The organism is Pseudomonas artemisiae, from assembly GCF_057128685.1.
In genome coordinates this window covers 58,200-84,744 of the sequence record NZ_JBSKHS010000006.1, presented here as the reverse complement: position 1 = coordinate 84,744, position 26,545 = coordinate 58,200, and the positions used below count along the sequence as shown (strand labels likewise).

Here is a 26,545-nt window from a genome sequence, read left to right as displayed (position 1 = left end):
GGGGCGCCTTACCAGTGCCAGAGGGTGCCGTCGACCAGCCGATTGACTGGGAGGCTGGCACGTTTGTAGGGGTAGTTGGCCGCCAGGGCTTCGTCGATATCCACGCCATGCCCCGGTACCTCGCCTGGGGTGAAGTGGCCGTCCTCGAAGCGGTAGGCATGGGGGAATACCTCGTCGATCCGCGCCTCATGGGGCATATGCTCCTGAATGCCGAAGTTCGGCACCCAGGTATCGAAATGCAGCGCCGCGCCCATGCACACCGGGGACAGGTCCGTCGCCCCATGAAAGCCGGTGCGAACGTTGAACAGCGCGGCGAAATCGGCAATGCGCCTAACGTGGGTGATACCACCGGCATGCACCAGGGTGGCCCTGATGTAGTCGATCAACTGCTCTTGGATCAGCTCACGGCAGTCATGAATGGAGTTGAACACCTCGCCCACCGCCAAGGGCGTGGTGGTGTGCTGGCGGATCAAGCGAAAGCTCTCCTGGTTCTCGGCGGGCGTACAGTCCTCCAGCCAGAACAGATTGAATTCCTCCACACGCTTACCTAGCCGGCCGGCCTCGATCGGCGTAAGGCGGTGGTGCACGTCATGCAGCAGGTGCAGGTCGTCGCCAAAGCGCTCGCGCACCGCAGCAAACAATTTGGGCACGTAGTTAAGGTACTTGGCGGTGTCCCATACATGCTCGGCGGGCAGGTCGCTGTCCGCAGGCTCGTAGCGCTCCCCTTCGCGCTTGGCCACGCCGTAGGTCGTGGGGATGCCAGGTACGCCGCACTGCACCCGCACCGCCTTGTAGCCCGCCTCTACATGCCGGGCCACTTCATCCAGGCAGGCTTCGATATCCCTGCCGGTAGCGTGGCCATAGACCATCACCCGCTCGCGGCTCTTGCCACCCAGCAATTGGTACAGCGGCATGTTCGCCGCCTTGGCTTTGAGGTCCCACAAGGCTACGTCCACCGCCGCGATGGCGGTCATGGTGACCGGCCCCCTGCGCCAGTAGGCCCCACGATACAGGTACTGCCAAATGTCCTCGATACGGTGGGCGTCCCGGCCGATCAGCGCAGGGATCACATGCTCTTCAAGGTAGGCAACCACCGCCAGCTCGCGGCCATTGAGGGTGGCATCACCGATCCCGTAGAGGCCTTCATCGGTGAGGATTTTCAAAGTAACCAGGTTGCGCCCTGGGCAGGTCACGATCACGCGGGCATCAATAATCTTCATGGCTCAAGCCTCTTTGGCAGGCGAAACGGGATGGGCGTTAAGCGCAGGCATCGCGGGCATGGCCTGGCGTGGAATCAGCGCCCCAGGGTGGCCAATGACTGCCCCGGCCAGGCGATGTCCCCAGGCAGCAGCCAGCTCCGCCGAGCCACCGGTCAGGCGACAGGCCAAGTAGGCGGCACTGAAAGAATCACCGGCAGCTGTGGTATCCACGATGTTGGCCACCCGTTCGCTGGGCACCTCCACCACCCCTTCGGGGCCGCTTATAATGCAGGGCTGGGCACCGCGCTTGAGGGCAACCTCCTTGACGCCAAGCGCTGCGTACATCTCAAAAAGCGCGGCTGGCGTAGGCAGCCCGAACAACTGGGCGTCGTCTTCCCAAGTAATCAGCGCCAGGTCAGTGAGTGCCAGCACCTGGCGGTGAAGCTGCCGTGCTTCCTCGGCACTGCGCCACAGCCGTGGCCGGTAGTTGTTATCGAATACGATGCGCGCGCCTTGGTCCCGACAATGGCGAAGGCCTGCCAGCAGGTTCGCCCGGCCTTCCTCGCTGAGAATCGCCAGGCTGATGCCGCTGAGGTAAATAGCGTCGTAGCCCGCCAGGCGCTCGAGCAGCGCCTGGCCTTCGGCGCCATCAAAGCACAGCCGCGCGGCAGACTCCCCGCGCCAATAGAGAAAGCGCCGCTCGCCGCTGTCGTCTGTTTGGATCAGGTAAAGGCCTGGGAGCCGCCCTGGCAAGGTGCGGGTGTGGGCATCGCTCACCCCTTCTGTTTGCCAGCGGGCGCGCATTGCCTGGCTGAGGTCATCGTCGCCCAGGGCGGTGACGTAATCCACCGTCGCCGTGCCCGCGCACAGCCGCGCCAAGTACACGGCGACGTTAAGGGTGTCGCCGCCGAAGGCTTGCACCATCGCTCCTCCCGGCCGCTGCTGAAGCTCGACCATGCATTCACCGAGCAAGGCCACGCGGGGGTTAGGCTTGGACATCAGCGTCATGGGCCCTCCTTGGCGATCAGCGCGTTTGGGCTGGGCTCAAGGGCCAATAGACAGGTGAGCATTGTCGTTTACCTCCATCGCCTGGTTCGTCCTCCCGTGATGAATTCACGAAACTGGAACAGCGGTTCATTCTTATTGGATGGCAGTTTCTATGGAAATCCGCCGTGTCGTCAAGCAAGATGAACCGCTGTTTCAGAATTAGAGGTAGATGAGGACCTATGGACGACAAATGCACCGCCGCCAGTCATGACATGGTCAGCGCAGTGGGCCGGACCCTCGCGGTACTTGAAGCACTCGGTGAGCAAGAGGACGACAGTGGGCTGACCGAACTGGCCCAACGGGTGGGCATGTCCAAGGCCACGGTGTATCGCTTCCTGCAAAGCCTCAAACGCCTGGGGTATGTGGTGCAGGACAGCGAGGACCGCTACCGCCTGGCGGTCAAGCTTTTCGAGTTGGGCGCCCGTTCGCTGCCGCAGCTGGATTTGATTCGTGAAGCCGAGCAAGGCATGCGCCACCTCAACGAGCTGACCGGCGAGACGGTGCATCTAGGCATCCACGACGACGGCGCGATCGTTTACGTGCACAAGATCGACTCACGCTACAACCTGCGCATGTACTCCCGGATCGGCCGACGCGCGCCCTTGTACTGTACGGGCATCGGCAAAACCCTGATGGCCTGGCGGGATGACGCCGAGGTGCGCCGGCTAATGGCTAGAGAGGAGTTCATAGCCCGTACCCGGCATACCCTGCCAAGCTTGGCGGCCTACTTAAACGAGCTGCGCCAGGTGCGGGAACAAGGGTTCGCCGAAGACCGGGAAGAGTTCGAAGACAACATGCGTTGCATTGCCGCGCCGCTGTTCGATCGCTTTGGCCAGGTTGTAGCGGGCCTGAGTGTGTCATTCCCATGCTTTCGATTCCCTGAGGCACGCAAGGCCGACTACGTAGCCGAGCTGCGCCGCACCGCCCAACGGATTTCAGCGGCCTTGGGTGCGCCGGCCGATGCAGGCCAGCACCTGGCGTGACGCAATGGGGGGCGGTGACCGTAGATACCGTCTTGACCCTCATCGCACAAGCGGGCTGCTGTCGTAGCCAGCGGAGCTGGCGAACAGTACGCCGTTGGTTGCCTGGTGTCGGCCCTATTCGCCATCCGTACGATGGGCTGCCCGCTGGAGGGCACCTGAACAATGCCGAAGCTTACGGCCTCTGAGAGGAGTTCCAGCGGCTGCTCAATTATTAGTAAGGGGCGTAAGCCGCCTGTTTATGCGTTTGCACAGGGCAAACCGAGTGTCGTGCCGCCTGTTGGATTATTTGGCAAACAGTTGGCTCATGTCCTTGAAGGCTTTGAATTCCAGCGCGTTGCCGCACGGGTCGAACAAGAACATGGTCGCCTGTTCCCCTACCTGGCCCTGGAAGCGCACATAGGGCTCGATCACAAACTTGGTTGCGCGGGCCTTGAGCCGGTCGGCAAGGGCTTCCCATTCCTGCCAACCCAGAATGATGCCGAAGTGCGGCACCGGTACATCGTGGCCATCCACGGCGTTGGTGTGTACGGCTTCTTGGCTAGCGGTTTTCGGGTGCTCATGAATCACCAGCTGGTGGCCATAGAAATCGAAATCGACCCAGTGTTCGCTGGAGCGCCCTTCCGCCAAACCAAAGGTTTCACCGTAGAAGGAGCGTGCAGCGGGCAAGTCGTAAACGGGGATTGCAAGGTGAAACGGAGAAAGGCTCATCGCAGGCTCCAGTCTTGTCGTTTTAACGAGGCTCCGGGCCCGCTGGATCAACTCCAGCGCCCGACCCCGTGGCCTCATCATAGGGCTGGCCCATAAACAAAAAAAACAATATATTTTTTTGGTTTATACAAGAGATTTTTATCAATGATCCGCGAACTCAAAACCCTGATCGCGGTTGCCCGCGAAGGCACCTTTGCCGCTGCGGCGCAAAAGATCGGCCTGACCCAAGCGGCCGTCAGCGCCCAAATCGCGCGGCTAGAGGCTGAATTGGGGCTGGAACTGTTCGACCGCACCGGGCGCAACGCGGTACTTAATCCCATCGGCCACCAGACGCTTCTTCAAGCCCAGGAGATGGTCAAGCTCTACAACAACCTCGGCTCCTTTACCCCCCAAACCCAAGCACCCCAGCTCGTAACCATGGGCGCTATCGCCTCCATCCAACGCAGGCTGCTGCCCGGCGCATTGGCAGCCTTCTGCCGCCAGTGCCCGAATTTTCGTACACGGGTATTGCCAGGGTTATCCATGGAGCTGCTGGATCAAGTGGATGCTGGCGAGATCGAGCTGGCGGTGATCATCCACCCTGCCTTCTCGCTCCAGAGCGACCTCAAATGGGTGCCGCTGGCAAGGGAGCCTTATCGGCTGCTGGTGCCTAAAAAAGCCCCCAATGACGATTGGCAGGGCCTGATCACGTCCCAGCCGTTTATTCGGTACGACCGAGCGTCCTTCGGCGGGCGGCAGGTTGATCGCTTTCTACGCACACTGCACCTGAGTCCCCAGGAGGTGTGCGAGCTGGATGAGCTTGAAGCCATCGCAAAACTGGTAGGCAATGGCGTGGGCGTGGGCGTGGCGCTGGTGCCAGAAACCTTGGGGCATAAGGCATGGCCCCCAGGGGTGCGGGCCCTGGACCTTGGTGAGCACACCTTTTACCGAGATATCGGGCTGGTGCATTCGGTCAAGCGCACGGTGAATGAGCCGGTTATGGTGTTGGCTGGGGTGATTGAGGGGTTTGCTCTGCAGCTTTGACGGGGGTGATAGCTTCGTAAGCGTCTGCAGGCTCAGTTAGCACCCTGCCGCCTATTAAAGCGGGCTTGCCCCTAACGCTTTGGTATTCAGTAAACGAACACCCAAACCAATAAAAAGCGCACCCGTAATGCGCTTCAAAGATGAAACCCAGCGAGCAGCGGCGAGGCGCTTGCTGAAACGGGACGCCGCATAGCAGTAAGCCGAATGGACGATCACAACGATCGCCGCGACGGTCACGTACATCACCATGAACTGCCCTAAAATGGGGCGATCATGATCAAGGAATTGAGGCAAAAAAGCACAGAGGAAAATCAGCGTCTTGGGGTTACTGACCGATACTAAAAAGGCTTCTGTACCTACGCTCCAATTCGAGGAGGACGCAGAGGCGGCCAACGCATTCTTCGGTTGAGCGGTGTGCGCGCGGCTAAACAGTTGGCGCAGCCCGAGGTAAATCAGGTACCCGGCCCCTGCGACTTTTAAAACCAGAAATGCTGTAGGAATAGCAACGAGCATCGCCCCTACGCCAAGCGCCACGCCGCTGGTCACCAGCAACTGCGCGCCGAGGTTACCTAGTAGTGTTCCGCGATGGCTGAAGGCCCATAACGTAGCGCGTTTCGCACGACCAATAGTACGTTTGGGCCAGGGGACAAGGTTGTCGCCAGGTAGGCCAAGCTGAATGTAATCCATAGATGAAAAGCCATAGAAAGTCCTTTAATACCTAACCAACCGTCCCCGGCCAGGGTTTCATAAGCCCTATCGCCTTCCAAGTGAATTAATGCGGGGCTGCTTTGGCACCCCCTTAGGCCTAATCACCTTCGCAGTCACGCCTGGCTGCTTTGAATAAGCGGGAGCATGCCGCGAAACGCCTGTGCATCGCAGGTCACAAGGCTCGAAGGGCTGCTGCCGTTATGCTCTACCAGGAAAGCGCTTAACGAGCTGAAACCCTAGGGAATAGCCTAACCACCTGGGGAGGCTGCCAGCACCGAAAAACCAGGCCTCATGACCATAATCTGTTCGATGCCAATAGGTGGCTGCGAGCGCAGCGTGGCAGCTAATGGCAGACATTTCCAGCCGCTCCCATGGTTCGGGTAAACCACTACAAAGCTGTTGGGCAAAAGTGCCCGCCAAGCCTTCCGAAACAAGCGCTTCGCCCAATGACGGTCCATAGCCGGGCCCATCCCAATGGCCAGCATGATGAAGCTCATGGGCAAACATACGCTCAAGGGAAACGTCTTCATTGGCGATGAAGCTATCGCTGGCAGGGTCAACGGTTATAAAAATAAGCCCTGGTTCAGGCGCATAGCGAAGATGCCCTTTTCTGGAATAACACGGCTGCCTGCTTTTACGACCACATCCAGCGGGCGCAGAGGCATCACTGCGATTGTCTTTCATACGTCTCTAACAGACAGGTGCGAAGCCAGCGACATTGGTCGGCAAGCGAACCGCGCGCGTCGATAAAATGGATATTAAGCGGTGCCATTCGTATCGCTCCTTGTTATCACGCTTTGCCTGACGAGGCAGCATTGCCGTGCCAGCTTTCCGACGCGTGTCTACTTCGACCAAAACTGGCGTTGCTGGTACATGATACATGCGCTGTTAGCGTCAACGCTTCGTAGCAGTTTATTGGCTGATAGTCAGAGGTATAACGCGGTTGATGTTGGGTTCGGAATAAACCTTCTTTGAGACGCAACAGATTCGCGCGCTGTGCCACATAGCTAAAAACCACCCCCACCACGACCCTTGAAGCAGCGTGCAAATCCATATACCTCGACTAACGTGATGGGCTCATCCCCTTAAAGGATTACCCCATGACAGCCTCTAATAGCACTGTGAGCACTGTGAGCACTCATACCGTTAGAACGGACCCGGGCACCGTTCAGGTGGACCTCACGGGCCAGTTCGACGATAACCAGAGCATGCTCTTGGGGCTTGCTGTAGAGCTTGATCCAGGCGTAAAGGCTGTGCACGGAAATGCCCAAGCGCTTAGCAACATCGGCAACAGATTTGCCTTTCTCGGTCACTTGCTTGACGGCTTCGATCCTGAATTCTTCGGGTTAGCGCTGACGGCTCATGGCACCTCCTATTTGGGCCTCATCATGAGGCTTGAAGGTGTCTACGAAACCAGGGGCGATTCAGCGTGGCGCTGGGCTTTCCTTAAATCCAGAAAAGCTAGAGCATGACGAAGAAATCGATCCCTAAGCTTTTCATTACCCCTGACTGAACCACGATAAAAATCCTATGCATTATTTTCAATATTGGATAATAAAAATTGGGCTGAGCCTTGAAAAGCCGAGGTCTGCACTGAACTGATTACAGCCTTGTGCTTGTAGCTATCAAAAGCCTGGAAGGCACAATAGCCAAAAAATGAAGTATTCATCAAACCAAGCGCTAACCATGGAAACCCAAGCACGCGCGCCAGAGTGGAGTGTCCTTTCCTAAACAAAAACCAGCCAAATATTGAAGGGAAAATCAAAATCCCTAAGGCGAGGGAAAATTTAACTTTTCGCTTCTGTGGTACCATTGCTACTGCGGTCACGACGTACTCCATGTTTTTTACGAAATCCGACATTCAGTTTTTCAAATACATACTAAGACAAATCATCTCATGCGCCGACTAGCATGGGTGCATAGGGCCTTTGTGCTTATAACCCGCAATCAGGGTGTCCGCTCTCACGCTGCATAGGAATAGAACGCATTGCCTCTTCTCGCCATCGTTATCGTCGGGATAACGGAAAGCTTTAGGAAAAAATCCACGTTACGTCAGATCTTTCTCAAGCCTGTGACTGATAGCTTCAGCCATAGCCGTGCACGCGGCCGAGCGTGCTATTCTCTTGTGCAGAAAAATGGCGAACTGGCTTGACGATGTCGTCCACGACAAGACCTGTTTGAGCGAGGCATAAACTACGTAGACCAATACTGTTGCTGGCCTTCAAAATATTTTGTTGCAACGCCTTAGCGCAGCGACTATTTTTCGCACCTTATAGATCTTCAGTCTTGCAACCCGACCTGATCAGTAGCAAACACGCATGCAGGGACGCGCAGCACCACTAAAGAATTACAGTCCCGATCATGCGCACCTAGAAACATTGTAATTATGGAGTTTTCAATGATAAGGAAAGCTAGTCAATATAGGTTTTCTTGTATAGGAATCCTCGCAGCAGGTTTAATACTGTCTGGCTGCGAGACAACTACGCCTCGTTATGAGGGGAATCGTCCTCCTGATCCTACCAAGGCCGTCCTGATAGGCACGATAGTGGAGGGCTATCTTACCCAGCCCCATGGGCTGCAGGTTTCTGTAGTCAAGGTATCCGAACCTACAAGCTCTATTCAGCTACAAACGCTTGGGGTTGAAGACGATACGCCGTCACCTAATCTTCTTGGCAATTTATTCATGTACGAGGTCCCAGCGGGCCAGTATGAAATAAAAAGCTGGCGCTACAAGTTCTACTTTGGAACATCAATCCCACGGCCTACACCTGTTATATTTACGGTTAAGCCGGGAGAAATAGCATACATAGGCGACCTGTATGTCAACGCATTAACTTACTGCCTCTCAAATATCAACCATGATAACTCTATAAACATACTGAAAGTTAAGTACCCTGTACTTGAGCGATACAATATCACTAATATAACGCCGCAAAGCGCTTTCCTTCCTTGGCCTAGCTCCGATGCGAAGGATCACGGCAAAGGGATTTGCAATCCATTTTAAACCGCAAGTAATAGGAATTACGAAAGTGAAATTAAGGGCTATATTCTGGATCGCGTTAATCGTCTTGCTTGGCGGCTGCACGGGACCATCACTTGAGGGGCGTCCTTTCTTCACAGGCGCCCTACCCGTGGTGACTGATCAGGCTACCCTTTATTTCTATAGGAACAACACTACCATGTACGGATCTGTTGCGCCCAAAATAACGATCAATGGCAAGCCTACGGCTTTCTTGGTCGCTGGCGGTTATTTTTCTGTCGTGCTACCTGCTGGTCATTACAAAATAGAGTCCACCTCTCCTCCAATTCTCAGCACAATGAAAAATACCGCATTTGAAATCAATCTTCAAAAAGGCATGGCCTACTTCATAAGCCATGAAGTTGGGGAATCTCCATTTGCAGATGGCAGGACACTAGGTGCCGTCGAGGACGCTCGTTTCAGTGGAGAGGAGTTTTTTCCCGGTATGCCCATGTACCGGCTGGTCAAGCCACAGAAGCAATGAAATGGTGTCGGCTTATCCCGCTGGGGGTGAACTAGCATCATTTCCATTACCCAGAGGGTGGCAGACCGTATGCATTTTCCAATTGAGTATTTTTTATAAAACCTCAAGGCTTTGGCTGCCGAATTAAATGTAAAATAATACTCACTACAACAGAAGCCGTATATTTACCTTTCCACAAACTCTTTCATGCCTTGAAGGGCTATCGCCAATGAAAAGTAGCGCCGCGAAGATCTTGATTCTGATTCTGACGCTAGCCTACTTTCTAACTGGATGCCAGTCTCCCTCTTCAAGTGAGAACACAAATCTATCTGCTCAGCAAATCGAGGATATCCTGTGCCTGCGGGCCTACGCAGCCCTTTCTCAGATTAACAATGTTCAGTATCTGATTAAGACTGCCGAGCGCGGAAACACAACCTGCAAGCTCTATCTAGGCTATTCTTACGAGCGGGGAATTGGCATCAAACAAGACACTTACCATGCCAAGGCACTTTATCTTGAGGCGGCTCAAAACGAAGGAATAGCGTATTTTTATCTTGGACGAATGGCGGAGGATGGAATAGGTGGCCCTGTAAATTTCGAAGCTGCTCGAGATTACTACTTAGAGTCATTTAATACCACCAAAAATCATGAAAGCTCTATCCGGTTAGCCCAACTTTTGGAGTTTGGAAAAGGCGGCGCTATAGACTTACCTGGCGCTGTGGAATTTTATCTAAAAGCCTTGGGGCGGGATGATAGGGCTTTGGAAGGCATCCACCGCCTTCAGGCACGTGGCATTCAATTAAATGATTCACAGAAATCACTTTATGAAGATATCTGGATTGGCCAAGTAGAAAAATCCTTATTTAATAGACTCGCTGCTCAGCGTCAATTCTTGCTCGGACCAGATCCAAGGGCTCTGAATCCCCAGCTTGCCAAAATCCAGATTAGGTACACTGAGGGCACCTTAATTGCTATCATTAAAATATTACAAAGTTCTGGCAATGAAACTTTTGATAGTCGACTAAACAAAGTGCTCTCTGGATATAGGTTTGATTACGAACCTTTGCTGGAGCCTCCTGCAAAAGCGCTAAACGTAATTTACGAAGTCGATCCCTATGCACTGTAACCAGGTCTAATAGAACCCATTTGCGGCTTGTTGAGATTTCGAAAAATCTTATCATCATCAACCCCCACATTATCGCGCGTTTGCCAGTTAAGGGTTGTTGGGGGGACAGAAATCAGAAATTTTCGGCGCTGGCTTCTAAATTTTTTAGCCGCGAACCAGCTGCCCTCAAAACCACCCATCCGCCACGCCCAACCCCACCTTTGAAGCAGCGTGCAAATCCATATACCTCGACTAACGTGATGGGCTCATCCCCTTAAAGGATTACCCCATGACAACCGCCAATAGCACTGCAAGCACCCATACCGTTAGAACCGGCCCAAGTACGGTACAGGTGGACCTCACCGGCCAGTTTGACGACAACCAAAGCATTGTTATTCAACCCGACGGCAAGATCCTGCTGGGAGGGTATACCCAGTACCTGGCATGGGGTTACCCCGGCGCCGCCGGTGAGGAGAGCTATGGCTACGAGCAGAATCACTCGGTTATCCGCCTGAACGCAGACGGTAGCCTGGACACCCGCTTCAATGATGGGGGCGTGGACATCGTGCCTGCGGCGATAGCCCCCGCTTCGCGCTATGAACTCACGGCGGTGCAAGCCGACGGCAAGGTGCTGGTCGCCACGGAACAGAAAACCGGCATACAGGTGGAGCGCTTTAACAGCGACGGGACGCGGGACCTTGGTTTTGGTCAAAAAGGCGCTATTGCAATCGATATCAGCCACGACTTCACAGGCTTTGACCTCACGGCTAACACAGATGGGACCTTCCAGATCAGCGCCCGCGGATTTGACGAGGCCACAGTGGCCAAGATTGGCGATGACGGTACCTTGGTCGACAGCTTTGGCGATAAAGGCACACTGACCGTTACCATCTCCATGGACGACTACTACACCGGCGACGTTTCCACCGCTGTGCAGGCAGACGGCGGGTTTGTGTTCGGGGGCGCATACAGCCCTGTTGGCGGGGACAATCGCACCTTCACCCTCCAGCGCTTCGACGCGGACGGTCAAGCGGATACCCGGTTTGGTAACAAGGGTTATCTCTATTTAGACGCTGCCATGGGGTTCGGCGACGACTCCGTGCTTACCGTGCAGGCCGACGGCAAGATCATCGTGATGGGCCACGGCAACCAGGATACCCAGGCCAACCTGGTGCGGCTTAATACGGACGGCTCTTTCGATAAAAGTTTCGGCGACAACGGCAAAGTAACCTTCGAAACCGACACCCCTATGGCGTTGACCGTACAGGCCAATGGCAAAATTCTCGCCACGGGGACTACCAACGGCGATTTCAGCGTCATCCGCTTCAATGCTGACGGCAGCGTGGATACCGGTTTCGGCAGCCACGACGGTAAGCTGCATATCGACGGCTACACCGGCGAAGAAATCCTGAAGGGCACTGATGCTGCTGAGGTGATTCATGGCCTGGCGGGCGATGACGTGCTCCAGGGCAATGGCGGCCGCGACCTGCTGCAAGGCGGCGCTGGCGCAGACATCTTCCGCTTCAACGCCCTCAGCGACAGTTACCGCACCGCGCTCCAGAACGGCAGTGACCGCATTCAGGACTTCGACGCCGTCCATGACCGTATCGACCTGATCGGCCTGGGCTTCACCGGCATCGGCGATGGCCAAGACGGCACCCTGGCCGTGCAAGGCAGTGCTGATGGTAGCCGCACCTACCTTAAAAGCTACGACGCCGATGCCTCCGGGCAACGCTTCGAACTGGCCCTGGACGGCAACCTGGTGGGCCAATTGAACACTGGCAACCTGGTGTTCACCCCCCCTACCCTTGGAGGTACCTCTGACAAAGACACGATTACAGGCTCTGCCTTATCGGAAATCATCTACGGCCTGGGCGGCAATGACCGCATCAACGGCGGCGCTGGCGCGGATGTAATCATCGGTGGCGCTGGCGCAGACCACCTCGACGGGGGCGACAGAACCGACATCTCCCTATGGACCGACAACCACCAGAACGACGATATCTTCCGCTACACCTCAACCGAGGACAGCTACCGCACCGCCACCCAGAGCTTCGTCGACCTGATCGAGCGCTTTACGGTAGACGACAAGATCGATGTGGCACAGTTGGGGTACACCGGCTTCGGCGATGGTACCGGTACCACCCTCAAAGTGGCTTACAACAGCAACCTGGACCGTACCTATTTGCAGGATGTGGAAGCAGATGCCCAAGGGCATAAGTTTCAGGTGGCGATCAGTGGTGACTGGAGAGAAAGCCTTGATGACCGCAGCGTGGTGTTTGCCGGCGGTGATCAGGTGGGGTTGATAGGGGTGGCGGCAGAGGTTGATCAGGGGCATGTGGTGGGTTAATAGGGGTTGGAACGACCTTCTGAAACAATCAACGGATAAAGAGCCATGAAAACCCCAACCATGTTTGCGGTTGGGGCTTTACAGCATCTCACACGGCACTAGCCGCACCTTAACTCGCTGCCCCAATGCCCACGCGGCGCTCGCCAGGGTCGCTAGGTTATGCCGAGGTCATTCTGATCTAGCGCCCGGGCCACCGCAGTACGGCTGGTATGCATACGCTCAGCCAAAGCTTTCTTGGAAAGCTTTTGTGCTTTCATCAAGGTTTCCAGTTGCCAGGCGATCACGCGCTTGAGCGCGACCGCGGACACCTCTTCGCTGATACCTCGTTTTGCGAGGAAGTCGTCGAAATCAGAACCCATATGCTTATTCATATACCCTACCTCTGTAGCGGGCCTTACGCCGCCGGGCAATGTCGAGGTTCGACCTTACCGTTAGTATGGGCCTTCACTGCTCATGCGGCCTAGCGTACCAAAAAGGTACTCCCAGCGAGGGCTAAACATGCGGCGCGTCATATAACCGAGCACCCTCCTCGTCGTGTTTGAACTATGCGGCAATGTCCTTCAACTTCCGTTACAGGTGGGGGCCAGCGTGTCAGGATTGTCGACGTTGCTCTGCACGATCATCTTTACCGGGGACCTAAATATCGAGGGCCCGTTACCAACGCATCGACCAAGGCCTCGCGGGCAAAGTAAAAAGTCGCGCCGATCTGCCGACTTTTAATTTTCGTTCAGGCCCAGCAACTCGGCGATGGCGCACACGCGCAGGCCGGTCCAATACAGGAACTTGGCTTGGCGGCGGTCGTCGCGAACAGGGGCTTGATCAAGTGCCGTCATGGTGGCGATGCTGCCTGCCCAGCACGCGAACCCGTAGCCCGCCAGGTTGTACCTGCGCCCTCCACAGTTGCCGCGCGTTGCCCCCGCGCCCTGCCCTGACGACCATGCTCCCAACACTGCGTTGAGGACCCCGGCCACCGCCGATCTAGGGAGGCCCCCATGAGTGGCTTTATCGCCGCCGGCCCTGTGGCCGGTAACACCGTAGACAACGACGGCTTCTGGCCGGATATCCATTCCAAGGACGTCACGGCCGTGCTGCGCCTGGACGGCAGCGTACCCGCCGTGCGCCTGGAGCAAGCCGTGCTGACCGCCATGCTGAACCTTAACCGGGAACTGCGCCCGCTGAAAAACCGCTACCGCGCCGAGGGCTACGCCACCCTTGAGGATGTTCCCGCCGAGCACATGGGCGAGCACAGCGAGTGGGTACTGCTGTACCGCCGCGCCGTGTATTGCGCCGCTGGTGCGGAGCTTTGCGAGCGCTACCGGGGTTATGACAGCACCGGCGATGGCGCACAGCGCGCCGAAGCTCTGACCCCCACCGTGGACGAGTACCGCCGCGACTACCGCTACGCCGTGCGCGACCTGCTGGGCCAAGGCCATATGACCGTGGAACTGATCTAGATGGCTCGGCGCGTGCGAGCCCAGCAAGGCGACACCGTAGACGCCCTCTGTTGGCGTGCCTACGGGCGCACCGCAGGCATGGTTGAGCAAGTATTGGCCACCAACCCCGGCCTGGCCGACCACGGCGCCACCTTACCCCATGGGACCTTGGTGGAACTACCCGACGCCGCGCCGCTGGCTGAACGCAAGGAGCAGATACAGCTATGGACCTGAACCCCTTATCGAAAAGGACACCCCCCATGCCTGACAAACCCGATACCTGGGCCTGGCTCGCTGCCTGGCTGCAACAACATTGGCCCACCGCCTATGTGGGCTTGCTTGCTGGGGTGATCGCTGCCCTGCGCGTGGTCTACGGCGGTGGCTCCTGGCGCCGCACCTTACTGGAGTCGCTGCTGTGCGGCACCATTGCCCTGGCAGGCAGCTCCGGGTTGGAAATGCTGGGCATCGCCAGTTCTGCCGGGCCCTTCTTTGGCGGCATGATCGGCCTGCTGGGGGTGGAAGCCGTGCGCGCCCTCGCCTTGCGCCTCTTCATTCGCCAGGCCGATAAAGCATGAGTTCGCTGCGCCACGGCCACCGTGGCCTTGCCGTGCAGCAGTTGCAGCAGCGCCTTAACCAGGTCGGCATGGCCGTTGTGGTCACCGGGTTGTTCGACGACGCGACCCAAGCGGCCATACAGGCCTATCAGCTCAGCCGCGGGCTGGTGGCCGACGGGATTGCGGGCGAGAAAACCCAGGCTGCCCTTGCCGGTTTCGACCTGTCGCGGTTGCTCAGCCAAGGGGTATTAGCCAAGGGCGCCAAACGGCTTGGCGTGGAGCTGGCCGCCATGTTGGCGGTGAACGAGGTCGAAAGCCTAGGCATGGGCTTCTTACCCAACGGCAAACCCAAGGTGCTCTTCGAAAGGCATGTGCTACACCGACGCCTGCAAACGCCACTGCGCAATAGCTTGGCGGCCCAGCACCCCAGCTTAGTTAACCCGGTACCTGGCGGATACGGGGGCGGCGAAGGCGAACATACCCGCCTAGCACTGGCCAGGAACCTTGTAGGTGACCTGGCGCTGGAGGCTGCCAGCTGGGGCGCTTTTCAAGTGATGGGGTATCACGCCGAGCGTTTGGGCTATGCCAACGTCGTCGCCTTTACCGAGGCGATGGCCGAACACGAAGCCGCACAGTTCGAAGCCTTCCTACGCTCCGTGGAAGCAGACCCAGCCCTGCACAAAGCGCTAAAGGCCAAGCGCTGGGCGGCCTTCGCCGAGGGCTACAACGGCCCCGCCTACCGCCGCAACCTCTACGACGCCAAGCTAGCACGGGCCTATGAACGCCACGCCCAAGCGCTGGAGGTGGCAGCGTGAGCCTGCTGCGCCAGGCGCTTTGGGGGCTGGCTCTGCTGCTAGCGGTCGGGCTCTCGCTGCGCCTGGGCTTCCTTGAGCGCCAAGCCGCCCAGGCCCAGGTGCAAGCCGCCGAAGAGGCTCAACGCCTTAGCGCAGCTGCCATCGACACCCTCTGGGAAAGCCTGCAGCGCGAGCGCAGTGCACAACTAAAACTGCGCCAGCAACAAGACCACCTGGCCCAACTGGCGGCCCAGCGCCAACGTCTGATCGAGGAGCTTAAACATGACAACGCCCAATTGGCCCACTGGGCTAGCCAGCCTTTGCCTGACGTTGCTCGCCGGTTGCACCAGCGCCCCACCCTCACCGGCGCCAATGCTTATCGAGACTGGCTGTCCGGCCGTGGTGCGCTGCACACTGAGCCCAGCCGCGCCGAACAGTAACGGCGATCTACAAGCCGCCCTTAATGCCGCTGAAGCTGACTGGGCCCGGTGCGCCGCCCAGGTAGACGCCATCGTCGACTACCAGGGGCAGTAGCACTCGAAGACTGGGCCAGCAGCTTACTCAACCGCTTAACGCCCAGCGCCCGGCAACAGCTACTCAGGCGCGTAGCCCGCGACCTGCACAAAGGCCAACAGGCCCGCATCCAGGCACAGCGTAACCCCGACGGCAGCCCCTATGAACGCCGCAAGCCCAAACCTCGTCTGCACCGACGCAAAGGCCGCATCAAGCGGCAGATGTTCACCAGGCTACGCCTCGCGCGGCACCTAAAGTTCACCGCCAGCGATACCGCCGTGACGGTGGGCTTTGGTGGCCGAGCTTCACGCATCGCACGGGTCCACCAGCTCGGCCTGCACGACCGGCCCGCACCGGGGCAGGCACAGGTGGCTTATCCGACTCGGCAATTGCTTGGGCTGACCGAAGCGGAGCTTAATCAGGTTCGTGATGCGCTGATCGAGCATCTTGGTTTATAGCGCCGACCCCTGTGGTAAAGTGTGCGCACACCGGGAGGCATACCGTGAAATCATCTGAACACAAACCAACGCGGCAAACCGCCGGCAAAAAGACATTGCTCTTCGTTCACAGCGGAAAGATCAAGGCCAGCGCTTTCCTGTCAAGCGCAGACGCAGTAATTGAGCGGCATGCTTCTAAAAGTATCGCCTCGAGCGCCCTGAGCAGCAGCGTGTCGACTTCCCGTTCTACGCGTGCGCCGCACCTTACTCAGGTCGAGCGCGAGCTAGCCGAACTTAAAAAGGTGGTAGCTGCCCTGGCCGTTCGCTCGGTGGCTCATGAAGAGAACGTGACTAGCCTCGATACCGAAGGCATGACCGTGCTTGATGCTGACACCGCGTACCAGTTGCTGGACAATCCCCCAGAGCCTACAGAAGGGCTCCGCAATCTGCTTACCCTACGCTAAGGGCAGTCGATGGAGTTCATCACGGTCGCTTTCGATAAAACGATTGATCGCACCACCTTTGATTGCAAGGCGCATCCGGCCCTCAGCACTTATATCGCCCAGCAGGCCGGGCAGGACGAAAAGCGCAATGTGTCGCGTACGTTCATGTACCTCGAAGACGGTGCATTGCGCGGCTACTACACGTTGGCTAATGCCTCCGTAGCCCTGAACGAACTCAGCGAAGCGCAGAAGAAGAAGCTACCTCGATACCCGATGCCCGCAGTCTTACTAAGCCGCCTGGCAGTTGATCAAAGCATGCAAGGCCAAGGGCTAGGTCAGCGGTTGATGGCCGATTTCTTTAGGCGTGTTTACCTGATCTCCCAGCAGTCGGGGGTCGCTTTTGTGGTAGTGGACGCGAAAGATGAACAGGCTGCCGATTACTACCATGCCAAACTAGGGTTCATACCCTCCGTTAATAACCCGCTACGGCTGGTACTCTCCACGACGACCCTGATCCAGCTATTCAACGCGCAGGCTTAAACTTACATAGTTGCGTGCGGGATCTTAGATGGGGTCTGTAAGCACAGGGATTACCTCCCGCTCGATGCACTCTTCTGCGGTCTAGGCCACCATCGGCCCATGGACCCCATCACCGAACTCAACCGCGCTTTAGAAAACCTTATCCGTGCAGGCACCGTCGCCGCGCTGGATGCCAAGGCTGCCCGTTGTCGGGTCGCCACCGGTGGCCTGGTCACGGCTTGGCTGCCGTTCTTCCAGCCCCGCGCCGGAGAAGATCGGGTATGGGACCTGCCTAGCCTGAACGAGCAATGCATTGTCATCGCCCCGGGTGGGCGTACCGCTTGTGGATTCGTGCTAGTCGGCCTGTTCAACCACCGCTTCCCCGCGCCGAGTGAATCGCCGTCGCTTCACCTGCGCCAGTACCGGGACGGCGCCGTTATTCAGTACGACACCGATAGCCACAGCCTGACCGCTACCCTCCAGCTAACGCCAGGCTGGAAAACGCTTAGTCATCTGTGTACGCTAAATTCTATTGTAAACATCGTATACAGTCGCCATGAGAGTTCTCAGTGGCGTATACGCCATTAGCCAGGAGAATTCTATGGCAGCACCCGTGTTGTCCTTCCGGGTTGAACCGGATTTCATCTCGCGTCTTGATGCGTTAGCAGCCGCTACCGACAGGGATCGCCAATACCATCTCAAACGCGCCGTCGCCCGCTATCTTGAGGACGAGGCGTGGCACGTAGAGGCTATCGCAGAAGGAATTGCACAAGCCGATGCAGGAAATCTCAAGGACCTCGAGACTATCAAGCATAAGTGGGTGAAACGTGCTGAAGCTTTATCTGACACTGAACGCGGAAAGTGATCTGGACGCGATTAATGAGCATTACTCCGTGAAGATGGGGCCAGCAGGCGGGGTCGCCGCGGTACTCAGTATTATCGAAACACTCGAAATGCTGGAAACCTTCCCCCACGCTGGCCGGCCCGGCCGTTTGCCAGATAGCCGTGAGCTTATTCCAAGTCAGTACCCCTTCCTGGCAGCGTATCGGGTTAAAGGAGACAGAGCTGAAGTACTCCGGATCCTGCACCAGCATAGTGAAAGACTAAATGACTGGTAACCTGGCTGAGCCGTTGGCACGGCTGTGTGCTCGTCTACACCGGTAATCACCCTAGAGGCTTGGTTGTAAATATTCACCACGCCATTGACCCGCGCCTGGGCCGCGTTGAGCCCCCGGAGTAGGCGTTGCAGTTTGGCGCCCACCTGTGGGCCCACAAAGGCAAATCCTCAAGCTGGGCCGCGGCCCCGGTCGCGTCTCCAATGGCGCCATTGAGTGGGCCGACTACGCCATCCAGCGAACGCCGACCGGCCTCGCCCGCATCTGTCAGGTAGCGGATGCCCGACTGCAGTTCATCGATGCCATATGGCATGAACACCTCTTCAAATAATCGGTGGATCAGCGCCCACAAAAAAGCCCCAACCACGTTCGCGGCTGGGGCTCTGATGACGTCAAACGGACTAGGAAAAACGCCATCACAGTGCTGACGCTCCCACGGCAGCGACTAGAGTATCGCCCAGTGAATGGAACGGCTGGTGATCTGAATCAAGTAACGTGCTTGTACGCAGCACCCGCCGCTCGCATGTAGCTGGCGTGGAGGGACCCTATTTTTGGAAGCGGAGCGTTGATGTGCACGCCGGGGGCAGCACTGAACCAATTGGCATCGAAGTAAAGTTTGACCGTACGGTTGAGATCGAACTTGGTCGCTGAAACACCGCCATCGTTCAAAAAAGCCTTTTAGTAGCGCGTTCTTCGGGAATACCTGTAGCAGCGCTGGCGGCCCGAATAGCTTCAATTTTTTCGTCTGTCAGCGGCCCATCGTCGAGTTCGTACTTTGGCAAACAGTGATCAGCCATTTGCCGCAGGAAGCCGAGCACGTACTCGACGCGCCTGCTGCTGAAGCCGATGCCGACGAAGAAGAAGTCGTTGCCCCCACCAAGCGCCGTGGCAAGCGCAAGCCCTGCCAGCCAACGTGCCTCGTATCGAAATCGTTCACGAACTGCCTGAATACGAACTTATCTGCGCCTGTAGTTGCCGCAGGCAGGTCATCGGTGGATAAACCAGCGAACAACTGGATATCGGGCCGATGCAGATTCGCGTGTTGCGCCACATTCGCAAGACCTACGTCTGCGAAGGCTGCGAAAGCGCCCCGGTCACCGCCGACAAACCCGCCCAGGTAACCGAAAAGAGCCTGGCCAGCTCCAGCGTATTGGCCATGTTGCTGACCACCAAATACGCCTACGGTCTGCCGTTGTACCGCTTCGAAAACGTCTTGAATCGCCACGGTATTGATATTTCCCGGCAAACCCTGGCGTGCTAGGTGATTCAATGCGGCGGGCAATTCCAGCCGCTGCTGAACCTGCTGCGCGACAGGCTGCTGGAAAGCGCGGTGCTCCACTGCGGCGCCCCCTGCAGGTCCTCTACGAACCGACGCGCGACCCAGCGGCACAATCCTGGATGTGGGTGCGGGCCGGCGGGCCACCCGACACGCCCGTTATACCTTCGACTACGACACCAGCCGCGCGCAGGCCGTGCCGCTGCGCCCGCTCGAGGGGTATCGCGGCCATTCGCCACCGTTCCCACTCCTCTAATAGCTTTTCAGTTTCGCGCAGTGTGTAGTGGTCGTGTTGCCGATTCAGGGCGTGGCAGGACCAAAATCGTCCACCCCCAAAAACGCAAAAATGAATCGCCCCTGGTTTCGTAGACACCTCCAAGCCTCATAATGAGGCCCAAATAGGAGGTGCCATGAGTCGTCAGCGTTACCCCGAAGAATTCAAAATCGAAGCGGTCAAGCAAGTGACCGAGAAAGGCAAACCTGTCGCTGATGTGGCTCAGCGCTTGGGCATGTCCGTGCACAGCCTTTACGCCTGGATCAAGCTCTACAGCAAGCCCCAAGATCAGCGTCAGCAAGACGATGATCAGCAAGCCGAGCTGCGTCAGCTTCGCGCTGAACTCAAGCGCGTGACCGAAGAGCGAGACATCTTAAAAAAGGCCGCCGCGTACTTTGCCAAGGAGTGCGGCTGAAGTACGCTTTTATCAAGAAGCACTCGACTGATTACCCGGTGCGTCGCCTGTGCCAAACCCTCAAGGTGCATCCCAGCGGCTACTACGCTTGGCTCGCCGAGCCTCACGCTACCCGAGCAAAAGAAGATCAACGTCTACTGGGCTTGATCAAACATGCCTGGCTGGAAAGCGCAGGTGTGTATGGCTATCGCAAAATTTACGATGACCTTCGAGAACTGGGTGAGCGCTGCGGGCGAAATCGGGTAGGACGTTTGATGCAGGCGCAGGGGCTGCGTTCGCAAACAGGTTATCGACGGCGTCCAGGGTTTTATGGCGCAAAGCCAACAGTGGCCTCGCCTAATCACCTTGCCCGGCAGTTCAAGGTCAGTGAGCCGAACAAGGTCTGGGTGACCGATATTACCTACATCCGCACGTATGAAGGGTGGCTGTACCTGGCGGTAGTGCTGGATCTGTTCTCTCGACAAGTCATCGGTTGGTCAATGAAGCCCAGGATGTGCAGCGACCTGGCCATCGACGCCATGCTGATGGCCGTGTGGCGACGCAAGCCACAGCAGCAAGTGATGATTCACTCAGACCAAGGTAGCCAGTTCAGTAGCTCAGATTGGCAAAGTTTCTTGAAGGCCAACAACGTGATTAGCAGTATGAGTCGGCGAGGAAACTGCCACGACAATGCCGTAGCCGAGAGCTTTTTCCAGCTGTTGAAGCGGGAGCGAATCCGACGAAAAATCTACGCGACGCGTGATGAAGCCCGAAGTGATATTTTCGATTACATCGAGATGTTCTATAACCCTAAACGCCGACACAGTAGTGCTATGCAGCTATCGCCGGTAGAGTATGAGAAACGTTATTTTCTGAGCTTGGAGAGTGTCTAGGAAACTGGGGGCGATTCAAAACCCCTGATTTCTCAGGGGTTTGAATATGGCGGAGGCGTAGAGATTCGAACTCTAGGATAGTCGCCCGTCGGCGGTTTTCAAGACCGATTTTGAAATCTTGAGATGACGGAGCTTTGAGGTGTTTTTCGATTCCGAAACTTTTGTGATACCGCCTAGCTACAGGCCGCATTCTAGTGCGGTTCCCGTATTGAGTTTTGGAACCGATCCTCTTCTCTGCAGTTAAGGTGCACCCGTACGGCTAGGCAACTCCAATCTCCAGCACTTTGCGCATTGCAGCTTAAGAATTATTGCATTATAGGCTTAGCAGATGGACCGCATTCAATGCGGGAGGTTATGTCTGTCTATAAGTGCACCTATTTGCATATTTTTCCACGGCTTTAAATTTTATATAAAATACTCAGCAATGAAATGCTAATTAATCTAGCTGGATTTATCATTCATATCACTATTTAGCTTGGAGTCCTGCTTTGGCTTTCCATACAACCAGTACGCCGAAATGCAATACAAGCCCAATACGGTTGCAGTTGTTGATGTGATAAAAGCCACCACAACAGAATCTGAGAGTTTGAAACTTATGTAATTAAAACCACCCCAGAGCGGCGTAAACCATTTACCAAAACCTTGTAAAAGCACAACCATTAAAACTACAAATATCCATAAAATAGCTAAAGCGAGTAGCATCCAAGAATGGGACATCCTCATCCCATGAATGTCGTCGTCCCGCTTCCGCTTTCGAGCCTGGTCTTCGTCGTTTGCGAAGGCCTGAAGCTCATTGGCAATGGTCTTATCTAAAAGTGGAGATTCAGATGAGACAGGCGGTGGCTTGAATTCGCTTCTTGCTTGGTTGACGTTTTCCGCAAAGGCCTCTGCTTCGTTTGCAAGGACAGGGTCCAACAATGGCGAATCATCGGAGGATGGGAGAGGCTGAAAGGCGCTTGAAAAACGCTCTGGAGAATTCTCACCTCCCCCAAACTGGCTCATAGCATTGAATGAGTCGGTTGGGCCAAAATCCAGCGATAGAATCCCTCAATCATATCATTGGAAATCACAGCATTTTGCCCTTGGTTGTTCCAGGTCACGCTCCAAGGTGTACCAGGACGGTGTGTAGCCGCCGACAATGTTACGCCGTCAGCTTTACCATAAATCTGAGATACTTCTCTGATGACTGCAAGTTCGTTCTGCGTGAAGGCAGTTGGAGGAGCATTAGGAACATTTGTCACCGGCGATGACCGAAAATCTCTAACTGCGTTATAAACGCTACGGACAACTGGCCCATATTGCCAAGCCTGGACAGGCTCATTAATGAGCGGAACTCCATGCCTAGCGAGCATATATCCGTGAGCAATATAGACAAGCTTTAAAAGCTGCATAGGGGTAACGGCTTGGTCTCCTGCAGCCCGGCACTCGTTAAGGACTTGCTGGGCAACAGCGCGTGCATCTTTACTCATAATTTGCCCTCCCTAGTAAATCCGCCGTATGAAAATGAGGCGCGAGTCTGCCTAATTCAAGACCAACTGTCAATTTTTTCCTTGACACAGCTGCACACATTCGATAGGTAAGGTCATCCTACCATAATACTGTATGCATGACCAGTATCTATAGATTCAGTTACAACTCACAAAATCCACAGATCCTTAGAATGCACGGATCGTGAGAATAGAACAATGTTAGACGCCAACACGGCACGTAAGCCAGAAAGTGGTCAGCTTACGGTTCATTCCACCTCATCGGTAGCTTGCCGCCCGCCGTAGTGAAAACGTTCCAGCAGGCCCGGACTTGATCGTTTCAGATTCGACCTCATAGGCTAGCAACCGCTACGCGTTGATCCTTGACGCAATTCAAGGAGCGACGACCATGTCCAGACTCACCCGTAAGGACCTTCGATTCACCTACGTGTGGAAAGCAGGTAAAGGGGATGACCCAACAAAAACGAAGCAGGACGCCCATCACCTGAGCCGAAGCCAAGGCTATGAAATGCTGCCCTACTTGAACTCACTCAAGTGGCCAAGTGGGCTCGATTTCACGCGCGAAGAACGGATGATGGCCGAATGGATGATCAAGGAGCATTTCAAATCGACCTCGCCTAGTCGCGCAACCGTGACGCAATGGGTGTACAAAAATTTCCATTCGTTGGCACAGGAGTATCCGAACGACCTTTGAAGCATTCTTTCGACCGCCCCGTGGGGTAACAGGAGTGCCAGCGAAGCTAAATCTTTTGCTGACCGGCGTGGGACACCGCTTAGTCACAGCAGGCAAAAGGAGTCTTACCAGCAGCTACAAACCGAAGCGAGAACACTAACCCCAATTCATAACCGCAAGCTCGCCTGTCGTCTCAGCCAGGCGCTGCCGCTGATTGGTGGTGCTATAGCGAATACTAAACTCCGCATATCGAACCCCCCGAAAGACCGCTCGGATATCCGGATGGTCATTGATGCTAAGCAGCACCCTGCCCTTCGCTGCCCTCATGAATTCAGCAATCAACTCATACTGGTCCAACCCGAAGCCCTGACCATACCCCTGAGTCTTCCAGTAAGGCGGGTCCATATAATGGAAGGTGTGGCTACGGTCCTATTTTTCCGCGCACTGTAGCCATGGCAGATTTTCGATATAGGTCCCGGCAAGCCGCTGCCAGGCGACGGATAGGGTCTCTTCGATGCGCATGAGGTTGATGGGCCTGCCCACCGTGGACGTGCCGAACGTCTGCCCGGTGGCCTTAGCGCCAAAAGCGTGATGCTGCAGGTAGAAGAAGCGCGCTGCCCGCTGGATATCGGTTAGGGTTTCCGGGCGGGTCATCTTTTGCCATTCGAAAATTTGCCGCGACGTAAGCGCCCATTTGAACTGGCGGATGAATTCCTCGAGGTGGTTTTGCACGACGCGGTACAGGCACACCAGGTCGCCATTGAGGTCGTTGAGTACCTCGACTTTGGCGGGCTCTGGGCGTTTGAAGAATAGCGCTGCGCTGCCGGCGAATGCTTCGACGTAGCAGTCGTGGGCGGGAAACAGCGGGAGCAGATGTTTGGCCAGACGGCGTTTGCCGCCCATCCAAGGGATGAAAGGGTTAGTCATATAGCAAGCCTTCTCTGTGAAGAACAACAGGTGCTAGGCTCCTCTGGCTTTGTACAGAGCAGGGAGCCTTGGCTGGACTTGCAGGGGTGTTCTGCGGGTTTGGCGGCCAGGAGGCATGCGTCAACATGTGGCCTGGCCGCTCCTTTTTTTAAGGTAGCGGGCAACTCGAGTGGATATAGTCTTGCAGGGCGGTCAGGGCTGCCTGGTCGGCAATGATCCCGGCTCGGATATCGAAAAGGTTGCGTCTAGCAATTGGAGCGAGTTCGATGGTGGCGCCATCGCCCAGGCTGGCGGCGCCGGGGGCTTGGGGCATGCGCTCACTACCGTTACTGCAGGTGCCTGCGATCCGCAGCCAGCGATCCCCATCAGCAACAGCGCGGCGCAGGCGTTCGTTTTTAGCCAGTGCATAGGCCTTCTCCTGGGTACGTTTGGCATCGCTTTCGGCGGCCAGCTGCTGGGCTCTTTGTTGCGCCTCCAGGGCTTGGCGAGATCGTGCAGCGCTGGCGTTAGCGATCATCCCCAGGTCTTGGGCAAAGTTGGCGGTTTTAGTGGCTAAGCGGGCGGTGTAGGCATTCGCTTGCCAGCACCAGGCTATGGCAAAGCCCAAGGCAGCAGCCGCCACAAGCCCGCCGCTGTACGCAGCCGCTTTACCGGGCAAAGCGCTCACGTCAGCGCCCTGCGCAGCCCTTCCTCCACCACCTGACTTGGGTATGGGTTACTGCCGTTTTCGTGCTCAATGATGGCTTCCACCAGCGTGCGGAGGGTTTCGAGCTGGCGCACGTCTATTACCGCCTCACACCTCACGCCCAGGCGGTTGGCCACATATCTAATATAGGCCTCCGTATCGTTCTCACTGCCTGGGGCCCAACGGCTGATGGTTTCTCGCATAGTATCGATACCGGGGCCGCCAATGCTGGGCATGCCATCTTTTCCGCGGTAGTTGAGCAGCAGCTTGGCCAGGGCACGAATGCTATTCTCATGGGTGTCGAAGCACGCAAAGCGTGGTTTCAACACCCCTTGCTCGAGCCCCAATTGACCGATCCAGTCGTTGCGGGGGTTGAAGTCGATATTTCCAGGGTTCTTGTTGCGAATTCCGCGTGGGGGCTTGCCCATGGTTTTCTCCAGGCGAAAAAAAACCCGCAGGGCGCGGGCTGGGTGATCTATGACAATGCTAGAGCTGTTCGACCTTCAGGGGCTTGTTGGCCTTTTTGCTTTTGGCCATGGCCTTACCTTTGCGCCCACCGTTACATTCCACGGCGGTACTCCAGCCAGCCTGGGTGAAGATCTGCTCTACCAGGTCGACCAGGTACTCACCGTCCAATCCATCCTTGAAGCCTTGGGCGATGATTTCGCGCTCGGCAAAGAGATCGGTGCGCCCAGGCATCTCAAGGCGCACGCCAGCGGTGGAGCAATTGAATGCGGCGAGCCTAGCCTTAGCAGCGGCTTCGGCGGCGGTTTTGTTCGGATGAAGGTGGCGGTCGCTATGAACCGAGGGCAGGCCGGTTGGGGCGGCGGTGTTGTCCAACGTCACAACGGCGAGCTTGCCGGTCTGCTTGTTTAGATAACGCGCGTGTACCGCGCTTTGGCTGTCACGGTCGCCCAAGCGAAACTGGAAGCGGCTTACGTCGCTCCGCTTGAGTATTAGGGCCGGCAGAGCCTTGCCGCTGGCGCTGGTACCGCTCTGGCGCGGCATAACCAAAAGCTTGCCCCCCGCCACTTTGGCGGTGCAGTCGTAATGGCGAGCCAGGCGGGTGAGGAAGTTAAAATCCGATTCGCCTAACTGGTCAACGCGCGGCACCACCACGGTGAGCGGGCATATGGGCTTCCAACCATTTCGGGCGGCGATATCGGAAACGATCTGCGCCAGTGGTGCATCTTCCCAGGCACCATTGCGCACGGTTTTGCCTGTGCCGCGCATGTCGGCAGCTTTGCCTTTAATCAGCAATGTATCAGGCGGCCACTGACCTGAACTTCATCCACTGCGTAGCGGTTGATCAGGGTGAGCTTCTGCCCCTCGTACCCCAGGTATATCTCGACCTGTTTACCGCGGTTGGGTAAGACTACAGCCCCGTCACGATCATCAAGACGAAGCTCAAACTCATCCGAGTCCATGCCAGGTCTATCAAGGGTTCGCAGTAGTAACAAACGATCGGCCACTAACGCCGTGATGTCAGCCTGGTCGACCACGATGCGGTAACGCGGGCGCAT

General features: G+C 56.6%; 30 protein-coding genes and 7 pseudogenes. 21 read left to right on the top strand and 16 right to left on the bottom strand.

What is annotated here, in order from left to right:
* Positions 1–8: 8 nt before the first annotated feature.
* Together manD and ACWKV4_RS09510 are read right to left on the bottom strand one after the other, a co-directional pair.
* The gene (gene manD / locus ACWKV4_RS09515) at positions 9–1,220 is read right to left on the bottom strand and encodes a D-mannonate dehydratase ManD (protein WP_483831821.1); all 1,212 of its coding nucleotides are present in this window, start codon (positions 1,218–1,220) and stop codon (positions 9–11) included.
* Between the two features lie 3 nt (positions 1,221–1,223).
* Positions 1,224–2,207, bottom strand: coding sequence for a sugar kinase (locus ACWKV4_RS09510; protein WP_483831820.1), 984 nt, complete (start codon positions 2,205–2,207; stop codon positions 1,224–1,226).
* A gap of 218 nt (positions 2,208–2,425) precedes the next feature.
* Here ACWKV4_RS09510 and kdgR point away from each other — a divergent pair, with 218 nt between their 5' ends.
* On the top strand, positions 2,426–3,229 hold the full coding sequence (gene kdgR / locus ACWKV4_RS09505) for a DNA-binding transcriptional regulator KdgR (protein ID WP_483831819.1): 804 nt from the start codon (positions 2,426–2,428) through the stop codon (positions 3,227–3,229).
* 282 nt (positions 3,230–3,511) lie between these two features.
* On the opposite strand, the gene ACWKV4_RS09500 is transcribed toward kdgR, so the two are convergent.
* Entirely contained in the window at positions 3,512–3,937 is a 426-nt protein-coding gene (locus ACWKV4_RS09500) for a VOC family protein (RefSeq protein ID WP_483831818.1), read from the bottom strand.
* Between the two features lie 144 nt (positions 3,938–4,081).
* Here ACWKV4_RS09500 and ACWKV4_RS09495 point away from each other — a divergent pair, with 144 nt between their 5' ends.
* Positions 4,082–4,960 (top strand): LysR family transcriptional regulator, encoded by an 879-nt coding sequence (locus tag ACWKV4_RS09495; RefSeq protein ID WP_483831817.1) that lies wholly within the window; start codon positions 4,082–4,084, stop codon positions 4,958–4,960.
* A 54-nt stretch (positions 4,961–5,014) separates the two neighbouring features.
* Here ACWKV4_RS09495 and ACWKV4_RS09490 read toward each other — a convergent pair whose 3' ends face one another.
* From ACWKV4_RS09490 to ACWKV4_RS09475, 4 genes and pseudogenes are all read right to left on the bottom strand, one after another.
* Entirely contained in the window at positions 5,015–5,647 is a 633-nt protein-coding gene (locus tag ACWKV4_RS09490) for a LysE family translocator (protein WP_483831816.1), read from the bottom strand.
* 219 nt (positions 5,648–5,866) lie between these two features.
* A complete protein-coding gene (locus ACWKV4_RS09485; protein ID WP_483831815.1) occupies positions 5,867–6,352 on the bottom strand; it encodes a DUF2268 domain-containing putative Zn-dependent protease in 486 nt (161 codons plus the stop codon).
* 527 nt (positions 6,353–6,879) lie between these two features.
* Positions 6,880–6,999, bottom strand: a pseudogene (locus tag ACWKV4_RS09480) (transposase); the annotation flags it as partial.
* Positions 7,000–7,196: 197 nt separating this feature from the next.
* Positions 7,197–7,496 (bottom strand): hypothetical protein, encoded by a 300-nt coding sequence (locus ACWKV4_RS09475; protein WP_483831814.1) that lies wholly within the window; start codon positions 7,494–7,496, stop codon positions 7,197–7,199.
* 570 nt (positions 7,497–8,066) lie between these two features.
* On the opposite strand from ACWKV4_RS09475, the gene ACWKV4_RS09470 reads away from it, so the two are divergent.
* From ACWKV4_RS09470 to ACWKV4_RS09455, 4 genes are all read left to right on the top strand, one after another.
* Positions 8,067–8,672 carry a hypothetical protein gene (locus ACWKV4_RS09470; protein ID WP_483831813.1) on the top strand — a complete coding sequence of 202 codons (606 nt, stop codon included), beginning with the start codon at positions 8,067–8,069 and terminating at the stop codon, positions 8,670–8,672.
* A 25-nt stretch (positions 8,673–8,697) separates the two neighbouring features.
* The gene (locus tag ACWKV4_RS09465) at positions 8,698–9,171 is read left to right on the top strand and encodes a DUF2846 domain-containing protein (protein ID WP_483831812.1); all 474 of its coding nucleotides are present in this window, start codon (positions 8,698–8,700) and stop codon (positions 9,169–9,171) included.
* 208 nt (positions 9,172–9,379) lie between these two features.
* The gene (locus ACWKV4_RS09460) at positions 9,380–10,276 is read left to right on the top strand and encodes a tetratricopeptide repeat protein (RefSeq protein ID WP_483831811.1); all 897 of its coding nucleotides are present in this window, start codon (positions 9,380–9,382) and stop codon (positions 10,274–10,276) included.
* Positions 10,277–10,544: 268 nt separating this feature from the next.
* Entirely contained in the window at positions 10,545–12,605 is a 2,061-nt protein-coding gene (locus ACWKV4_RS09455) for a calcium-binding protein (protein ID WP_483831810.1), read from the top strand.
* A 78-nt stretch (positions 12,606–12,683) separates the two neighbouring features.
* Here ACWKV4_RS09455 and ACWKV4_RS09450 read toward each other — a convergent pair.
* From ACWKV4_RS09450 to ACWKV4_RS09440, 3 genes and pseudogenes are all read right to left on the bottom strand, one after another.
* Positions 12,684–12,976: pseudogene (locus ACWKV4_RS09450) on the bottom strand (Fis family transcriptional regulator).
* Positions 12,977–13,254: 278 nt separating this feature from the next.
* Positions 13,255–13,326: pseudogene (locus tag ACWKV4_RS09445) on the bottom strand (terminase large subunit domain-containing protein); the annotation flags it as partial.
* Positions 13,322–13,438, bottom strand: coding sequence for a terminase gpP N-terminus-related DNA-binding protein (locus ACWKV4_RS09440; protein ID WP_483831809.1), 117 nt, complete (start codon positions 13,436–13,438; stop codon positions 13,322–13,324). The pseudogene ACWKV4_RS09445 and the gene ACWKV4_RS09440, both read right to left, overlap by 5 nt.
* A gap of 159 nt (positions 13,439–13,597) precedes the next feature.
* On the opposite strand from ACWKV4_RS09440, the gene ACWKV4_RS09435 reads away from it, so the two are divergent.
* The 14 genes and pseudogenes from ACWKV4_RS09435 (at position 13,598) to ACWKV4_RS09370 (ending at position 21,250) form a co-directional block, all read left to right on the top strand.
* Positions 13,598–14,059 carry a head completion/stabilization protein gene (locus ACWKV4_RS09435; RefSeq protein ID WP_483831808.1) on the top strand — a complete coding sequence of 154 codons (462 nt, stop codon included), beginning with the start codon at positions 13,598–13,600 and terminating at the stop codon, positions 14,057–14,059.
* Entirely contained in the window at positions 14,060–14,272 is a 213-nt protein-coding gene (locus ACWKV4_RS09430) for a tail protein X (protein ID WP_483831807.1), read from the top strand. It begins immediately after the preceding gene.
* A 26-nt stretch (positions 14,273–14,298) separates the two neighbouring features.
* A complete protein-coding gene (locus tag ACWKV4_RS09425) occupies positions 14,299–14,613 on the top strand; it encodes a phage holin, lambda family (protein ID WP_483831806.1) in 315 nt (104 codons plus the stop codon).
* Complete coding sequence (locus ACWKV4_RS09420; protein ID WP_483831805.1) at positions 14,610–15,407, top strand: N-acetylmuramidase domain-containing protein; 798 nt, start codon at positions 14,610–14,612, stop codon at positions 15,405–15,407. Before ACWKV4_RS09425 ends, ACWKV4_RS09420 begins: the two co-directional genes overlap by 4 nt.
* The gene (gene lysB, locus ACWKV4_RS09415; protein ID WP_483831804.1) at positions 15,404–15,826 is read left to right on the top strand and encodes an Rz-like lysis system protein LysB; all 423 of its coding nucleotides are present in this window, start codon (positions 15,404–15,406) and stop codon (positions 15,824–15,826) included. The genes ACWKV4_RS09420 and lysB overlap by 4 nt, the downstream gene beginning before the upstream one ends.
* A pseudogene (gene lysC, locus ACWKV4_RS09410) lies at positions 15,750–15,920 on the top strand (Rz1-like lysis system protein LysC); the annotation flags it as partial. The gene lysB and the pseudogene lysC, both read left to right, overlap by 77 nt.
* Entirely contained in the window at positions 15,875–16,357 is a 483-nt protein-coding gene (locus ACWKV4_RS09405) for a phage virion morphogenesis protein (RefSeq protein ID WP_483831803.1), read from the top strand. The pseudogene lysC and the gene ACWKV4_RS09405, both read left to right, overlap by 46 nt.
* Positions 16,358–16,566: 209 nt before the next feature.
* Positions 16,567–16,800, top strand: a complete 234-nt coding sequence (locus ACWKV4_RS09400; RefSeq protein ID WP_483831802.1) for a hypothetical protein — start codon at positions 16,567–16,569, stop codon at positions 16,798–16,800.
* A gap of 9 nt (positions 16,801–16,809) precedes the next feature.
* Complete coding sequence (locus tag ACWKV4_RS09395) at positions 16,810–17,319, top strand: GNAT family N-acetyltransferase (protein ID WP_483831801.1); 510 nt, start codon at positions 16,810–16,812, stop codon at positions 17,317–17,319.
* Positions 17,320–17,418: 99 nt separating this feature from the next.
* Positions 17,419–17,886 (top strand): phage baseplate assembly protein V, encoded by a 468-nt coding sequence (locus tag ACWKV4_RS09390; RefSeq protein ID WP_483831800.1) that lies wholly within the window; start codon positions 17,419–17,421, stop codon positions 17,884–17,886.
* A gap of 13 nt (positions 17,887–17,899) precedes the next feature.
* Positions 17,900–18,163 carry a CopG family ribbon-helix-helix protein gene (locus tag ACWKV4_RS09385; RefSeq protein ID WP_483831799.1) on the top strand — a complete coding sequence of 88 codons (264 nt, stop codon included), beginning with the start codon at positions 17,900–17,902 and terminating at the stop codon, positions 18,161–18,163.
* 34 nt (positions 18,164–18,197) lie between these two features.
* Positions 18,198–18,416, top strand: a complete 219-nt coding sequence (locus tag ACWKV4_RS09380; protein ID WP_483831927.1) for a type II toxin-antitoxin system RelE/ParE family toxin — start codon at positions 18,198–18,200, stop codon at positions 18,414–18,416.
* Between the two features lie 776 nt (positions 18,417–19,192).
* Positions 19,193–19,921 (top strand): annotated as a pseudogene (locus ACWKV4_RS09375) (transposase); the annotation flags it as partial.
* Positions 19,922–20,099: 178 nt separating this feature from the next.
* Positions 20,100–21,250, top strand: a protein-coding gene (locus ACWKV4_RS09370) for an IS3 family transposase (RefSeq protein WP_483831798.1) whose coding sequence is annotated in 2 segments (ribosomal slippage) — positions 20,100–20,334 and positions 20,334–21,250 — 1,152 coding nt in all. Because the reading frame shifts where the segments join, the coding sequence is not laid out codon by codon here.
* A 441-nt stretch (positions 21,251–21,691) separates the two neighbouring features.
* Here the strand turns inward: ACWKV4_RS09370 and ACWKV4_RS09365 are convergent.
* Both ACWKV4_RS09365 and ACWKV4_RS09360 read right to left on the bottom strand, forming a co-directional pair.
* Entirely contained in the window at positions 21,692–22,252 is a 561-nt protein-coding gene (locus ACWKV4_RS09365; protein ID WP_483831797.1) for a hypothetical protein, read from the bottom strand.
* Positions 22,249–22,719: a Panacea domain-containing protein gene (locus ACWKV4_RS09360; protein WP_483831796.1), complete on the bottom strand. Its 471-nt coding sequence runs from the start codon at positions 22,717–22,719 to the stop codon at positions 22,249–22,251. The genes ACWKV4_RS09365 and ACWKV4_RS09360 overlap by 4 nt, the downstream gene beginning before the upstream one ends.
* Before the next feature lie 406 nt (positions 22,720–23,125).
* Here ACWKV4_RS09360 and ACWKV4_RS09355 point away from each other — a divergent pair, with 406 nt between their 5' ends.
* The gene (locus ACWKV4_RS09355; RefSeq protein ID WP_483831795.1) at positions 23,126–23,431 is read left to right on the top strand and encodes a hypothetical protein; all 306 of its coding nucleotides are present in this window, start codon (positions 23,126–23,128) and stop codon (positions 23,429–23,431) included.
* Between the two features lie 135 nt (positions 23,432–23,566).
* Here the strand turns inward: ACWKV4_RS09355 and ACWKV4_RS09350 are convergent.
* From ACWKV4_RS09350 to ACWKV4_RS09335, 4 genes and pseudogenes are all read right to left on the bottom strand, one after another.
* A pseudogene (locus ACWKV4_RS09350) lies at positions 23,567–24,337 on the bottom strand (DNA adenine methylase).
* 148 nt (positions 24,338–24,485) lie between these two features.
* Positions 24,486–25,004, bottom strand: coding sequence for a lysis system i-spanin subunit Rz (locus ACWKV4_RS09345; RefSeq protein WP_483831794.1), 519 nt, complete (start codon positions 25,002–25,004; stop codon positions 24,486–24,488).
* A complete protein-coding gene (locus tag ACWKV4_RS09340) occupies positions 25,001–25,450 on the bottom strand; it encodes a structural protein P5 (RefSeq protein ID WP_483831793.1) in 450 nt (149 codons plus the stop codon). The genes ACWKV4_RS09345 and ACWKV4_RS09340 overlap by 4 nt, the downstream gene beginning before the upstream one ends.
* A gap of 58 nt (positions 25,451–25,508) precedes the next feature.
* Positions 25,509–26,545 (bottom strand): annotated as a pseudogene (locus ACWKV4_RS09335) (phage late control D family protein).

Bases quoted from the DNA above. Each gene is read 5' to 3' on its own strand.
- manD (WP_483831821.1), bottom strand. From the start codon at position 1,220: ATGAAGATTATTGATGCCCGCGTGATCGTGACCTGCCCAGGGCGCAAC.
- ACWKV4_RS09510 (WP_483831820.1), bottom strand. From the start codon at position 2,207: ATGACGCTGATGTCCAAGCCTAACCCCCGCGTGGCCTTGCTCGGTGAA.
- kdgR (WP_483831819.1), top strand. From the start codon at position 2,426: ATGGACGACAAATGCACCGCCGCCAGTCATGACATGGTCAGCGCAGTG.
- ACWKV4_RS09500 (WP_483831818.1), bottom strand. From the start codon at position 3,937: ATGAGCCTTTCTCCGTTTCACCTTGCAATCCCCGTTTACGACTTGCCC.
- ACWKV4_RS09495 (WP_483831817.1), top strand. From the start codon at position 4,082: ATGATCCGCGAACTCAAAACCCTGATCGCGGTTGCCCGCGAAGGCACC.
- ACWKV4_RS09490 (WP_483831816.1), bottom strand. From the start codon at position 5,647: ATGGATTACATTCAGCTTGGCCTACCTGGCGACAACCTTGTCCCCTGG.
- ACWKV4_RS09485 (WP_483831815.1), bottom strand. From the start codon at position 6,352: ATGAAAGACAATCGCAGTGATGCCTCTGCGCCCGCTGGATGTGGTCGT.
- ACWKV4_RS09470 (WP_483831813.1), top strand. From the start codon at position 8,067: ATGATAAGGAAAGCTAGTCAATATAGGTTTTCTTGTATAGGAATCCTC.
- ACWKV4_RS09460 (WP_483831811.1), top strand. From the start codon at position 9,380: ATGAAAAGTAGCGCCGCGAAGATCTTGATTCTGATTCTGACGCTAGCC.
- ACWKV4_RS09455 (WP_483831810.1), top strand. From the start codon at position 10,545: ATGACAACCGCCAATAGCACTGCAAGCACCCATACCGTTAGAACCGGC.
- ACWKV4_RS09440 (WP_483831809.1), bottom strand. From the start codon at position 13,438: ATGACGGCACTTGATCAAGCCCCTGTTCGCGACGACCGCCGCCAAGCC.
- ACWKV4_RS09435 (WP_483831808.1), top strand. From the start codon at position 13,598: ATGAGTGGCTTTATCGCCGCCGGCCCTGTGGCCGGTAACACCGTAGAC.
- ACWKV4_RS09430 (WP_483831807.1), top strand. From the start codon at position 14,060: ATGGCTCGGCGCGTGCGAGCCCAGCAAGGCGACACCGTAGACGCCCTC.
- ACWKV4_RS09425 (WP_483831806.1), top strand. From the start codon at position 14,299: ATGCCTGACAAACCCGATACCTGGGCCTGGCTCGCTGCCTGGCTGCAA.
- ACWKV4_RS09420 (WP_483831805.1), top strand. From the start codon at position 14,610: ATGAGTTCGCTGCGCCACGGCCACCGTGGCCTTGCCGTGCAGCAGTTG.
- ACWKV4_RS09395 (WP_483831801.1), top strand. From the start codon at position 16,810: ATGGAGTTCATCACGGTCGCTTTCGATAAAACGATTGATCGCACCACC.
- ACWKV4_RS09390 (WP_483831800.1), top strand. From the start codon at position 17,419: ATGGACCCCATCACCGAACTCAACCGCGCTTTAGAAAACCTTATCCGT.
- ACWKV4_RS09385 (WP_483831799.1), top strand. From the start codon at position 17,900: ATGGCAGCACCCGTGTTGTCCTTCCGGGTTGAACCGGATTTCATCTCG.
- ACWKV4_RS09380 (WP_483831927.1), top strand. From the start codon at position 18,198: ATGGGGCCAGCAGGCGGGGTCGCCGCGGTACTCAGTATTATCGAAACA.
- ACWKV4_RS09365 (WP_483831797.1), bottom strand. From the start codon at position 22,252: ATGAGCCAGTTTGGGGGAGGTGAGAATTCTCCAGAGCGTTTTTCAAGC.
- ACWKV4_RS09360 (WP_483831796.1), bottom strand. From the start codon at position 22,719: ATGAGTAAAGATGCACGCGCTGTTGCCCAGCAAGTCCTTAACGAGTGC.
- ACWKV4_RS09355 (WP_483831795.1), top strand. From the start codon at position 23,126: ATGTCCAGACTCACCCGTAAGGACCTTCGATTCACCTACGTGTGGAAA.
- ACWKV4_RS09340 (WP_483831793.1), bottom strand. From the start codon at position 25,450: ATGGGCAAGCCCCCACGCGGAATTCGCAACAAGAACCCTGGAAATATC.